A 12754-nucleotide genomic window follows, 5' to 3' on the forward strand; every position below is an offset into this window, starting at 1 on the left:
CAAGAATCATGTCAACTATTCCAAATGAAATTATCGAAAGGCTGAACGGATTCCAAAATCAGATTTGGCAGACCGTATCACTGACCGCGAGCGAGGCGGCGAATACTGGACTGAACTTCAGTTCGCCAGAGACGTCCTGCGTCGCGGTTTCGGAATTGTACGGTCAGATTTCGGAAGCAGCCCTGGTCATCCAGTTCTCGTTTGCGAATATGCCGGAGAATCCGCAGATCGTTCTGATCAACGAGGAGACGTTCTCGCAGTTGGCGGGTGAGATCAGGGGCTCCAAGGTCACAGAGATTGACGACGCCCTGATCGATGAAATCCGGCCCGTGCTCGAATCGCTCGTGCAGGGGATCTGCGTGGCAATCGGCAACCTGCGAAACGACGCTTACGTTGCGAGCGGAATGTCGATTCGCTTCCAAATGTTCAGCTTCCCTCCGAGCATGCAGGAAGCCGGAGAGCTCGTCCTCACCGACCTCACGCTTGCATCGGACAAGTTCTCAGGCAAGGCCAGGTGGCTGATCGACGGCACGACCGCCCATGCGATTCTCGGGATTGCCCTTGAGCCCGAAGGTGAGGATGAGGGCGACGTCGAATCGGCCGATGACGCGTCTGTTTCGGCCGTCGACGACTCCAGCCTGGACATTCTGATGGACATACCGCTGCAGGTCAGCGTCGAACTCGGGCGCGTCAAGATGATCGTGAAGGACGTGATCGAACTTGGAGCGGGATCGATCATTGAGATTGAAAAGTCCGCAGGCGAGGCAGTCGATGTGCTCGTCAACAATCGGCTCGTCGCAAGAGGCGAAGTCGTTGTGATCGAGGACAACTTTGGAGTCCGCATCACTGAAATCCTGTCCCCCCATGACCGATTGTCCGCGATCAACGAGGTAGCGTAATGAAAAAACTACTGACCGCTATAGGCGCCTTCGGCATCTCGATCCTGGCATTCGCTCAGGACGGTGCGTTGGAGACGACAAAGCCCGACATCCTGACAAAAGCGCAGCCATCGCCGACGCCAGTTTTCAACGGGTTGGAGATGGCACAGATGTTCCTAGCTCTTGGGATGGTCTTCTTCCTGCTGAAGTGGGCTCTGCCGAGGATCGCGGCGAAGATGAACAAGAGGCTGGTGGCGAAATCAGGCGCGAACATAAAGCTGGAAGAGGCCGCATCGTTTGGCGCCGGAAGCCTGCAGGTTGTCGAAGTTCGATCCAAGGTGCTGTTGCTGGGCGTGATGCCGACGGGTATCTCGTTCCTGGCGGAGCTGACTGACGAGGCCACTGAGGCAGACGAACAGGCCTTCTTCGAAATGGTCGACGAGGCGAACGAGCGACCGACGGACGACCTGCGCGCTGTCGTCGTCATGCCGAACGACCGTACCGCTGAGGATGCCAGCAAGGTCGAGATAGTCGCCACACCAGGCACAACGATCGGAGAGTCTGACTGCAGGGTTGACCCGTACGCAATTCGCTCGCGAAGACAGCAGAAGATCAGCGAGATATCCGAGCATCTGTCAGAGGACGAAGTGCACGGTGTTCTGGAACGACTTGCTCGCTTGACCGGCTGAGACAGATGAGCTGCGCCACTCCATCACAAAGCCGGGAATCCGAGCGGGCACAAACCTTAGAGCGATTTGTGAAGTTCGCTCGCGTCGGGCTTGTCGTCGCGCTTGCAGGACTGGCCGGATTAGCGCTCGGTCAGCAAGCCGGAGAGGCAATTCCTATTCCCAGCATCAATCTAGGAATAGATGGTGAGAGCAGCCAAGATCAGCTCAGCACTTCGCTGAAGATATTGGCCTTGATGACGGTGCTCAGCTTGGCGCCGGCGATTCTGATCCTGACTACGGCGTTCACAAGGATCGTCATCGTTCTCAGCTTCGTCCGCACGGCGCTCGGCACGCAGAGCATCCCTCCGAACCAAGTGATCGTCGGCCTCAGCCTGTTCTTGACGTTCTTCGTCATGGCGCCGACCTACGGCAGAATCCAGGAGGAGGCGATCCAGCCTTATCTGGCGGAGGAGAACCCGATTACGTTCGACGAGGCCGTGGATCGCGCCGAGGTGCCGCTCCGCGAGTTCATGTTGAAGAACACGTATGAAAAGGACTTGGTGATGTTCCTGGATCTCAGAGGCGAGGAGCCCGAGACACGTGAAGACCTCAGCATCATGACGCTGATTCCGGCCTTCATCATCAGCGAGCTGAAGACCGCGTTCGTCATCGGGTTCTACATCTTCGTTCCGTTTGTCGTGATCGATCTCATCGTCGCCAGCCTGCTCATGGGTATGGGCATGATGATGATGCCGCCGGTGATCGTCTCGCTGCCGGCGAAGCTGCTCGTCTTCGTGCTCGCCGACGGTTGGTCGGTGCTCATTAAGGCGATCATGGCGGGGTACACCTAGCATGGACGAAGGCGTCGTCATGGACCTCGCCCAACAGGGCGTCATGGTCGCGTTCATGGTGTCGATGCCGATACTGGCCGTCGCGCTCTTCTTCGGCCTTGCCGTCAGCGTCTTTCAAGCTGTGACCCAGGTGCAAGAGCTGACGCTGACGTTCGTTCCAAAGCTGATCGGCGCGGCTCTCGTTCTGCTGCTTCTCGGAGGCTGGATGTTGTCGACGCTCGTTGAGTTTGCTCACACTTGCTTCGATCTTGCTTCGAGGATCGGCGGATGACGCTGGACAGCGGTTTCCTCATCGCCTTCCTCAGCGCTTTCGTGCGCTGCTCTGCGATGCTGTTGTCTTCGCCGATCTTCGGAAAAACCGTGCCGGTCAAGGTGCGCATCCTCTTCAGCTTGATGGTCTCCATGGCGCTGGTGCCTGTGATCCGCCCATACGTCGGAGAAGTTCCGCAGGACATGGTATCGCTCACGCTGCTGGTTGGACGCGACGTCTTCGTCGGCATCTTGATCGGCGGCATGATCCAGCTGCTGCTGGCGGCGTTCCAAATCGCCGGTGGGTTTCTAGACATACAGATCGGCATCGGAGCGGCTCAGATCTTCAACCCGCAGATGGGTGCGATGAGTACGCCGATAAGCCAGTTCAAATTTATGCTTGGGCTTGTTCTGCTGCTCCTATTAGATGGGCACCACATGATGTTCCGGGCGTTTGTCGCGAGCTATGAATTGGTCGGGCCGACGGTTTCAAGGGTCGGAGAGATGCAAACGGCAATCATGGGCTTCATGGGGCATATCTCGCTGATGGCGGTGCAGATCGCTGCGCCTGTGGCGGCGGTCGCTGTGCTCATCGACGTAGTAGCAGGACTGATAAATAAGGGAGTTCCGCAAACGATGCCTTTCCTTCTTGCCATGCCTGCAAAGATGATCGCTGGCATGTTCGCTCTCGCAATTGGGCTTCCCGCCTTGGTCGTTGCCGCGAGGTCGGGGATCGACTTCACGTTCGACTACATGTCGCAAATGCTCGGAGGGTAGCGCATGGCGGAAAAGCCGAGCGGAGAGAAGACTGAAGACGCGACGCCGAGGCGTCGGCTTGAGGCTCGCAAGAAGGGGACCGTCGCGAAATCCACGGACTTGGCGGGCGCCATGACGCTGTTGGCGGCTACGCTCGTTCTTCCCTCAGCCATCGGCAAGCTCGGCAAAGTGCTTCTAGGAACCCTGAACCAGGTTCCGCTTACGATTTCGACCGATATCTCCTTCGGGCAGGTCGTTCAGTATCTCGCTGCCTTTGTCGTCCCATCGATCCTAGCTATCGCACCAGTGATCTTTGCAATCATGGCCGTGGGCGTTGCCACCAACTTCGCGCAGGTAGGTTTCGTCTTGAGTCTTGAAACGCTCAAGCCGACGTTTGAGAAGCTGAATCCGCTCAGCGGATTCAAACGGCTCTTCTCCGCTAGGACGCTCGTTGAAGGCTTGAAGGCCATCGCCAAACTCTTCCTTTTCGGCTACATCTCATACCGCACGATTGCCGGTGAATGGGACAGCGTCGTCATGCTGTCGAGCCTTCCGACCCACCAGGCGGCAACGATCATCGGCGGCTTGATGCACAAGATCCTTTTGCGAATCGCTCTCGTATGGCTCGCGATCGGGATCGTCGACTACATCTTCCAGCGCAAGCAAGTCGAAAAGCAATTGAAGATGACTAAGGACGAATTGAAGCGGGAGATGAAACAACAGGAAGGCTCGCCAGAGATCAAGGCTGCGCTGTTTCAGCAAAGACGGAAACTGCTCAAGGGCAGCCTGGCGAAACGAATCATGGAAGCCGACGTCGTCCTGACGAACCCGACTCACTTTGCTGTCGCGATCCAGTACAAGCGCAACGAGATGCACGCGCCAATGGTCATCGCCAAGGGCCAGGATTACCTGGCGCAGAAGATCAAAGAGATCGCGAGGACCGTTGAGATCCCGATCGTCGAAAACCCACCACTGACACGGGTCCTGTACAAGCACTGCGAGGTTGGAGACTTCGTGCCGCGTGAACAGTTCAAGGCTGTCGCAGAAGTCCTTGCGTACGTGCTCAAGAGCGTCAAGAAGGCGAAGAAGACTCGGGCCGCGTAGAATACGGCGCAAGGCGACGTCGTTTAGGCGTAAACTGATGCTGGCGGCTTTGGCGGCGCCGTACAAACGCAATACCTGATGAGCGACGTTCGACTATCTCGACGGATAACTTTCAGCAGCGGCCATCGCTACTGGATGGACGACCTGTCGGCAGACGAGAACCGCGAGCTGTTCGGCGCTTGGGCGTCGCGGTTCAACCACGGTCACAACTACGTCTTGGCGGTCACGGCGATAGGGCCGGTCGACGAAGAGACGGGCATGGTCGTGAACATCAAGCTGATCGACGCAGTTCTGCAAGAGCGGATCGTAGCAAAGTTCGACCAAAGGAGCATCAACGATGAAATCCCGGAGTTTGCGTCGCGATCCACCAGCCTTGAGAGCCTCATCCTGTATTTTCGCGACGTGCTGCGGGACCTGCCGGGCGGAGCAACGCTGGACGGGTTGCGGCTATGGGAGTCACCGACGCTTTATGCGAATTGGAACCAGGAGGACGACTTAGTGACAATTACAAGAGTTTATGAATTTGCAGCGGCGCACAGGCTTCACATCGACGGGATGTCCGACGACGAGAACGCCAGACTGTTTGGCAAGTGCAACAACCCTAGCGGACACGGACACAACTACGTACTTGAAGTGACCGTCGGTGGGCCGATGGATTCAGCGACGGGATTCGTGACCGATATCAGCAAGCTAGACGCGGTCGTTGCGGAGCGCGTCATCGATCGATACGATCACAAGCATCTGAACGACGACGTCGCTGAGCTGGCCGGGAAGAACCCGACCAGCGAAGTGGTCGCCATCGAGATCTTTCGCCAGCTGGAGGGCGCAGTTCCCGGAACGCTGGAATCGGTCCGGCTGAGAGAGACCGCCCGCAATATGTTCGAAGTTCGGCGTGGAGATGTTTAGGTCGGTCGTCACCGGGGCGAGCAGCGGCATCGGAAGAGCCACCGCGCTCTTGATGGCAGCCGCCGGTCACGAGTTGGTGCTGATCTCTCGGCGCGAATCGATTTTAGAGGAGATAGCGCAAAGGTGCGAATCTCTGGGCAGCCCGTCTGCGACGGTAGTGGCCGGCGACGTATCGGATCCGGAGACTGCAGAACGTGTCAAGCAGGCAGTCGGAAAATCAGATGACAGTGAAATCGTGCTGATCAACAACGCGGCGTCCGCCGCGTTCGGTCCGTTTCACGAGCTGCCTGTGGAGGGCGCGTGCGACATGATCGACGTCGGGATGAAGGGCGGTTTCTTGATGACCCACGCACTGCTTCCGGCGATGTTGGACCAGGGGCGCGGAACCGTCATCAACGTGTTGAGCATCGCAGCCACGCAACCGATTCCCGGCGCGGCCGCATACTGCGCGATGAAGGCCGGGATGCTGGCGTTTTCGCGCACGCTGGCGCTCGAGTACCGTCGAAAGGGCGTCCGCGTCGGTTCGATACTGCCGGGGTCGACCGATACTGCGATCTGGGACGGGATGTCAGACCATCCCCCGCGAGAGGACATGCTCCAGCCTGAAGCGGTTGCCGAGATGATTCTGCAGATGGTCAGCGCGCCGCGGGATCGCTCGTTGGACGAGGTCGTACTGACCCCGCCCAAGGGCTTCTTATAGGATTTAGTTCTTGACGTATTGACCTACGAAGTCGTCGAATCGTGGTAGGTAGAGCACCCAGTCGTCTCTCCGCATCGCTTGGATGTACTTTTGCAGGGAGAGGAAGGGGATGTACCTTGGTCGCAAAGGACGCCGGTTCAAATTCATGTTCGCTTGCTTGAGCGTTCGATGGGCTTTCTTCAGGTTGCATTTGCGACAGCAAGCAACCAGGTTGTCCCAGGTCGTCCCGCCGCCGGCCCACTTTGGCTGTACGTGATCGATGGTCAGATCGCGACTCGATCCGCAGTATTGGCACGTGTGGCAGTCTCGAGCGAACACCGAATGCCTGGATAGTCGCAGTTGTGGTAGGGGCCGCTTCACCTGATACATCATCCGCAGAACCGAAGGCGCGTTGGACGAATGCTCGCTGGTCCGCATGATCATTAGAGACTTTTCGATCACCTCGGCCTTGCCGACCATGATCAACGTGACGGCCCGACGCAGATTGCAGACGTTGAGAGGCTCGTAATTCGCGTTGAGCAACAGAACGTCGTAACTAGACATCACGGTCCTCCAGCGACGAAAATGGGTTCGAGCACAATAGTACGCGAACCCAAGATCCAACGGATTGGAACCTCGGTATCATGTCGTCCGCGGACAGTTCCGGACGGACTTCCTCCAACAGATGGTCGATCGTGACTTGCATCGTTTCTCGCTGACGACTGACCGCCACGGGCGCGTCGCAGACCCTATTGTAATGCGATTTGGGGCGATTTCGCAACGGAAAAGCGAGCTAGACGTGCATTTCGGTAGAATCTAAGCCGAAAATGAAGCGTCTGAGACTGCAGACAGTCCAGTCAATTCGGATGAATCTATGCAGATATTGAGGATTTCAGGCGGTCGCCAACTACGCGGAGAGGTCGATATCCCGGGCAGCAAGAACGCTGCCCTCGCGATCCTGTCGGCGGTTCCGCTAATCGACAAGCCGATCACGTTGCACGGCGTCCCTGACATCTCGGACGTCCGCATCAAAGTGGACCTTTTGCGGGACTTCGGGGTCAAGATCGAGTGGATTGACGGGGCGCTTCACATCGATCCCTCGACGATCCGGTATCACGAGCCGAGCGCCGAGAGCGTCCGAGCGATTCGCACGTCCTTTTGTCTGCTCGGTCCGTTGCTGGCCAGGTTGGGGCGTGCGTATTTGCCGGTTCCGGGCGGCTGCTTGATCGGCGTGCGGCCGGTTGACTTTCATTTGAAGGGGCTGGCGATGCTCGGTGCCGACGTGCGTCTGGACAATGGCGTATACGTCGCTTCCACCGACGGTTTGACGGGTGCCGAAATTTACTTGGATTTCCCAAGCGCCGGCGCGACGCATCACTTGATGACGGCTGCGACGCTGGCGACAGGCCAGACTGTCATCAGCAACGTCGCGGTTGAGCCCGAGGTGATTTCGCTTGCTCAGTTCCTCAACTCTTTGGGAGCGCGGATCGAGGGCGCAGGCACCAGCACGCTAACAATTCAAGGCGTAACCAGTCTTACTGGCGGCCAATTCAGGATTCCAGCCGACCGGCTCCAGGCGTCGACGTATCTGATGGCGGGGGCGATCACATGCGGAGACGTCACGGTGCGGGGCGTCCTGCCCGAACAACAAGTTGCTACGCTCAACAAGCTCCGGGAGGCCGGCGCGCAATCCGACGAAGGGCCGGACTGGGTGCGGGTTTGGGCAACCGACCGCCTACAGGGCATCAAGGTGAAAACGATGCCGTATCCAGGTTTTCCGACGGACATCCAGCAGCCGATGGCGGCTCTTCTGGCGACGGCCAGGCAGGGCTCCGTGGTCGAAGAGACGATTTATGAGAGCAGGATAGGCCATATTCCTGAGCTGAATCGGATGGGCGCGAAGATGACGATCGAGGGAAGGGCGACCCTGATCGAGGGCGTTGATCGCCTGAAAGGAACCGTGGTCCAGGCGTCGGATTTGAGGGCTGGCGCCGCAATCGTCCTGGCTGCGCTGGCCGCGAGCGGCGAGTCGATCATCAAGAACGTCCACTATATCGATCGCGGATATGACAAGTTTGAGAGCAGATTGCGGTCGCTCGGAGCAGATATAGAGCGCGTGGACCTGGTGGACTGGGAAAGAGATCGCTCCAGTCGAATACAATTAGCAGAGTGAGACTCGTCTCGGAACTGGCTATCGACCTCGGCACGGCCAACGTGGTCGTGTACCGTCGAGGCAAAGGCATCGTTCTGGAAGAGCCGACTGTCGTTGCCGTCAACACGGTCACCAACCGAATCCTCGCTTTTGGCAACGCAGCTCGCGAGATGCTAGGGCGGACCCCCAGCAATATCCAAGCCGTAAAACCGCTGAGGGACGGAGTGATCGCCGACTATACGACGACCCACATGATGCTGTCCGAGATTCGGCGTATGACGTTGAAGGGTCCTCAGATTCTGGCTCCGACGGTGCTCATTTGTGTGCCGAGCGGGGTGACGAACGTGGAGCGAAGAGCGGTGATCAAGGCCGCGCAGGCAGCCGGTTTCGGAAAGGCTATGACGATCGAAGAGCCGATGGCTGCGGCGATTGGCGCGGGCCTCCCGATCGACTCGCCGGGAGGAAACATGATTGTCGACATCGGTGGTGGGACCACCGATATCGCCGTCATCAGCCTGGGAGGCATCGTGATCTCGCAGAGCGTTCGCATCGCGGGCAACAAGCTGGACGAAGCCATCGTTCGCCACATCCGGAACGTTTACAGCCTGGCGATCGGAGAGCCTACATCAGAGCAGGTCAAGATCAGGATCGGCTCGGCGTTCCCTTTGGACCCAGAGCTCGCCATGCCGATTCGCGGGCGAGACATGATCGCCGGGCTGCCGAAAACGGTCGATGTCGGCAGCGAGGAGATTCGTCAGGCGCTCGCAGAGCCGGTTCGTATGATTGCGGAGAAGATCTGCGCAGTCCTCGAGAACACTCCGCCCGAGCTGTCGTCAGACATCATCGAGCGCGGAATCGTGCTCACAGGTGGGGGCGCCCTACTCCGCGGGCTGGACGAACTGTTATCGAAGGTAACGCAGATTCCGGTTCGTGTCGCCGACAACGCATTGCACTGTGTGGCCGTAGGAACTGGGAGAGCCCTCGAGCACATCGACGAGATCGAGCAGAGCGGCGCTGTGACCAGGATGTAGGCGCCGAGAGAGACTTATAGCATGAAACTTCGATTCATTTCCTTCCTCACCTTGTTCGCAATCTCCGCTGGCGCGTTCGGGCAAGAGCCGTCCCCGGTCACAATCAGAGAAGCCGACATAGTGTTCAACCGGATCGAGACGGCAATGCGGACTGTGCTGAAGCTGCCAAAGCTCAAAGCGGAGGTTCGCCAAGTTCAGCGCCCGATCACGAGGAACGAGGTCATCTTGCGGTTGGACAAGATGTTCGAAGCGATCAAATCAAAATTTCAATACACGCCGCGACCTTTCAAAACCAACGAAAAGGTCCTGAATCGGTACAACTCTGACCCCGAGATCCGCAAGAAGCTGCTCAGGCTCGTGAAGTACGGCTGTGTCGCGCCGGTCGGCCCCCTTGTCGTCGGCTCCTCCGACGCGGTGAGCATGAAGGATTTTGGCGACGCTCTGGGCTACTTCATGAGCCAGATGGCGTTCTTGACGTACTACGCGGACCCCAAGTGGACGCCGAACCTGCAAAACAGCGGCGACGGCGCTTAATCTGCCGACAATAAGAGTGGGATGAGTGCTGTCCCATCTTGGAACGATTCCAGCCTATGGAGCCTCTTTGGGCTCGAGTCGCTGGCTGAACACGGGCTCGACGCGTACTTGCAAGAGATTGCACAGCAGTGCGCGTTGATTTTTAGCGCCTCTGGCTCCAGCATTTTCTTGGAAGGCGACTTGCCGGGAAGGTTCGAGGTGCGGGGAAGATCTGGGCATCAAAGCACGGTGCCGGCTGGCGCGGCGATCACGCTGGGGGACGGGGTCGCCGGACAGGTTGCGGCGACCGGCTCGTCGAGGCTGCTGGGGTTGTTGCACGACGTGCCCGAACTCGCTGACTTGCAATCGCTGAGCGCAAACAAGATCAAGTCGTCGATGGTCGTTCCGATCACCGAACCTCAAGGCGACGTCATTGGCGTGCTCAATCTGTCTCGCGGGTTCTCCGAACCGGCCTTCCAGTTTGAGGAGTTGGAGCAGGCGACAGCCCTCGGTACGCACGTCGGGTTGGCGGTTGCGAATGCGCGCCTTGTGGAGAGCCTGAGGCAAAACGTCCATGAGGCACAAGTCGCCCGCGAAAAGCTAAAGGCGGTGCTAGACGCAGTCGGCAGCGCCGTGATCGTGTTCGATGAGAACCGGCAGACGATCGAAATGAACCCGGCTGCTGAAGAGTACGTCTCTGGGGAAGGCCGTTCGTGGGACGAGGCTTCGGGCGTGATGCCGGTTCTGTCCTGGGCCGTGGCTCAGGTAATCGAGGCGGAAGATCCTGGATCGGTGCGGGCGCACGACCAAGAATCCGACCGAAGCTGGGTCGTGCAAGTTGTTCCGGTCGGCTCCGGGGGTTGCGTCGTCACAGTGCTCGAAGTGACCGAGTTCGAGCGTGCGCAGAAGGAGGCGGATCGGCTGGCCCGACTCGCCGAGATCGGACAGATGAGCGCCACGATCGCGCACGAGGTGCGAAATCCGCTGACCGGAATTCGCTCGGCGGCTCAGATGATCAGGCAAGACCCGGAGATGGGCAAAGAGTTTCTAGGCATCATCGAGGAAGAAGCCGTCAGATTGGACAAGCTCTGCGAAGGCTTCTTGTCGCTGGCGCGGCCAGTCAACTTGCAGCGCTCAAACGGAAACCTGGGCGAGGCGGTCAGCCGATCCGTGACCCTGCTTCAATCCATGTACGATGAGAAGGGAGTGACGCTGACAGCCGAACTCGGATCGTGTCCGAACATGGACCTGGACTTCGACCGTGTCGGGCAAGTGGTCCACAACCTGCTGTTGAACGCCTTGCAAGCATGCGAGCAGGGCGGAACTGTCCGAGCATCCGTCGCTGGCGGCGCTCTAGTCGTCGAAGACGACGGAGCCGGCATGGACGGCGAGCTCGTCGCAAATATGTTTACGCCGTTCTTCACGACAAAGTCGCACGGTACCGGTCTGGGAATGTCGAACGTGCGGCGGATCGTCGAAGCGCACGGAGGCGATATCGACGTCAAATCTGAGCCGGAACGCGGAACAAGTATAAGGGTGATTTTCGATAGGAGCCAAGTTTGAGCGAAAAGAAACGAATTCTCATTGTTGACGACGAGCAGAACATACGTCGAATCCTGCAAGCTTCGCTCGACAAGGCTGGCTTCTTCGCACTTGTTGCGGAGAGCGGGGAGCAGGCGCTGCAGATGCTGCAGGCCGAATCGGTCGAGTGCGTGCTGACCGATGTGGCGATGCCAGGCATGGACGGCTACGAGCTGCAGGTGCGGATTAGCAAGCTGTGGCCAGATATCGCCGTCGTGATCATGACCGCCTACGGCACGATTCCGCAGGCGGTCCAAGCGATTCGCGACGGCGCGTTCGAGTACATCACCAAGCCGTTCGATCTTGACGTCGTGAAGAGAATCATCAAGGCGGCCGTCAAGTCGCAGCCAGCGTCGAGCGCCCGCCGGCCATCGGGATCGGCCGAAGTATCGGGGCGCTTCATCGCTGAATCAAAGGAGATGCTGGGCGTTCTTGAGCTTGTGAAGCAGGTTGCGGATTCACGGGCTACTGTGCTCATCACTGGCGAAAGCGGTACCGGAAAGGAAGTGGTAGCCAGGTTGATCCACGACCTGTCTCCTCGATTGACCGAGCCGTACGTCGCAGTGAGCTGCGCTGCGCTTCCCGAGTCGCTGCTTGAGAGCGAACTGTTCGGATACATGAAGGGTGCCTTTACCGGCGCAGATCATGACAAGCCGGGCCGGTTTGAGCTGGCGAACAAGGGCACGTTGTTCCTCGACGAGATCGGCGAGGTGCCCCTCCCCACACAGGTCAAGCTCTTGCGCGTCTTGCAGGAGCGCGTTCTGGAGAGGCTCGGATCCATAAGGCCGACTGAGATCGACGTCCGACTTGTATCAGCGTCCAACGTAGACTTGCGATCAGCAGTCGAAGAGGGCTTGTTCAGGCTGGACCTGCTGTACCGTCTGCAAGTCATCGAAGTGGAGCTGCCTCCCCTGCGAGATCGGCTTGACGATATCTATCCGCTTGCGATGCACTTCCTCGCCAAATACTCGGCCGAGAACGGCAGGGCGCTGGCCGATGTCTGCGATAAGGCGAGAAAGGCAATGCTAGAGCACGACTGGCCTGGCAACGTGCGCGAACTGGAGAACGTCATAGAGCGCGCGGTCGTACTTGCCAATCGCGAGGACACCGAGATGCTCGTCGAGCATTTGCCGAAGGCGCTGCAGTCCGCCGCCTGAGCCCTAGCCCGTCTAGCTTGGGGGAGATATCAGCCTGAAATCCAAAGAGCGTCGCTAGATTCGCACATACTTGAGCCCTAGAGTTGTAATCGTCATTTCTGGCACATTTGAACCTGGGCGCCGGCCACCGGCGGTCGAAACGTGCATACTTTCGTCAAGATATTGGCGAACCTCGCCTATCCTTGACACGTCTTATCAGTGAGGGAGGGAGAAGGATCGCGCACAGTGC

Annotated in this window: 14 protein-coding genes; 13 read left to right on the forward strand and 1 reads right to left on the reverse strand. The window is 58.5% G+C overall.

Annotation, left to right across the window (positions count from 1 at the left end; genetic code table 11):
- Positions 1-8: 8 nt before the first annotated feature.
- The 8 genes from fliN to IH944_04875 all read left to right on the forward strand — a co-directional run bounded on the left by fliN (position 9) and on the right by IH944_04875 (position 6112).
- A complete protein-coding gene (gene fliN, locus IH944_04840) occupies positions 9-899 on the forward strand; it encodes a flagellar motor switch protein FliN (protein MCH7903878.1) in 891 nt (296 codons plus the stop codon).
- Complete coding sequence (locus IH944_04845; GenBank protein MCH7903879.1) at positions 899-1567, forward strand: flagellar biosynthetic protein FliO; 669 nt, start codon at positions 899-901, stop codon at positions 1565-1567. The genes fliN and IH944_04845 overlap by 1 nt, the downstream gene beginning before the upstream one ends.
- A gap of 5 nt (positions 1568-1572) precedes the next feature.
- Entirely contained in the window at positions 1573-2397 is an 825-nt protein-coding gene (gene fliP / locus IH944_04850; protein MCH7903880.1) for a flagellar type III secretion system pore protein FliP, read from the forward strand.
- Between the two features lies 1 nt (position 2398).
- Positions 2399-2668 carry a flagellar biosynthesis protein FliQ gene (gene fliQ, locus IH944_04855; GenBank protein MCH7903881.1) on the forward strand — a complete coding sequence of 90 codons (270 nt, stop codon included), beginning with the start codon at positions 2399-2401 and terminating at the stop codon, positions 2666-2668.
- On the forward strand, positions 2665-3423 hold the full coding sequence (locus IH944_04860) for a flagellar biosynthetic protein FliR (protein ID MCH7903882.1): 759 nt from the start codon (positions 2665-2667) through the stop codon (positions 3421-3423). Before fliQ ends, IH944_04860 begins: the two co-directional genes overlap by 4 nt.
- Positions 3424-3426: 3 nt before the next feature.
- On the forward strand, positions 3427-4506 hold the full coding sequence (gene flhB, locus IH944_04865) for a flagellar biosynthesis protein FlhB (protein ID MCH7903883.1): 1080 nt from the start codon (positions 3427-3429) through the stop codon (positions 4504-4506).
- A gap of 78 nt (positions 4507-4584) precedes the next feature.
- On the forward strand, positions 4585-5412 hold the full coding sequence (locus tag IH944_04870) for a 6-carboxytetrahydropterin synthase (protein MCH7903884.1): 828 nt from the start codon (positions 4585-4587) through the stop codon (positions 5410-5412).
- Positions 5405-6112, forward strand: coding sequence for an SDR family NAD(P)-dependent oxidoreductase (locus IH944_04875; protein MCH7903885.1), 708 nt, complete (start codon positions 5405-5407; stop codon positions 6110-6112). Before IH944_04870 ends, IH944_04875 begins: the two co-directional genes overlap by 8 nt.
- 3 nt (positions 6113-6115) lie before the next feature.
- Here IH944_04875 and IH944_04880 read toward each other — a convergent pair whose 3' ends face one another.
- Positions 6116-6655 (reverse strand): HNH endonuclease, encoded by a 540-nt coding sequence (locus tag IH944_04880; protein MCH7903886.1) that lies wholly within the window; start codon positions 6653-6655, stop codon positions 6116-6118.
- Between the two features lie 310 nt (positions 6656-6965).
- Between IH944_04880 and murA the strand changes: the two genes are divergently transcribed.
- The 5 genes from murA to IH944_04905 are packed head-to-tail and all read left to right on the forward strand — an operon-like array spanning position 6966 to position 12525.
- Positions 6966-8264, forward strand: coding sequence for a UDP-N-acetylglucosamine 1-carboxyvinyltransferase (gene murA, locus IH944_04885; GenBank protein ID MCH7903887.1), 1299 nt, complete (start codon positions 6966-6968; stop codon positions 8262-8264).
- Positions 8261-9274 (forward strand): rod shape-determining protein, encoded by a 1014-nt coding sequence (locus IH944_04890; protein ID MCH7903888.1) that lies wholly within the window; start codon positions 8261-8263, stop codon positions 9272-9274. Before murA ends, IH944_04890 begins: the two co-directional genes overlap by 4 nt.
- Before the next feature lie 21 nt (positions 9275-9295).
- Positions 9296-9808: a hypothetical protein gene (locus IH944_04895; protein ID MCH7903889.1), complete on the forward strand. Its 513-nt coding sequence runs from the start codon at positions 9296-9298 to the stop codon at positions 9806-9808.
- Between the two features lie 21 nt (positions 9809-9829).
- A complete protein-coding gene (locus IH944_04900; protein MCH7903890.1) occupies positions 9830-11350 on the forward strand; it encodes a GAF domain-containing protein in 1521 nt (506 codons plus the stop codon).
- Positions 11347-12525 carry a sigma-54-dependent Fis family transcriptional regulator gene (locus tag IH944_04905; GenBank protein ID MCH7903891.1) on the forward strand — a complete coding sequence of 393 codons (1179 nt, stop codon included), beginning with the start codon at positions 11347-11349 and terminating at the stop codon, positions 12523-12525. Before IH944_04900 ends, IH944_04905 begins: the two co-directional genes overlap by 4 nt.
- Positions 12526-12754 lie beyond the last annotated feature (229 nt).

It is taken from the genome of Armatimonadota bacterium, assembly GCA_022563855.1.
Classification (GTDB): Bacteria; Armatimonadota; Fimbriimonadia; order Fimbriimonadales; family Fimbriimonadaceae; genus JADFMN01.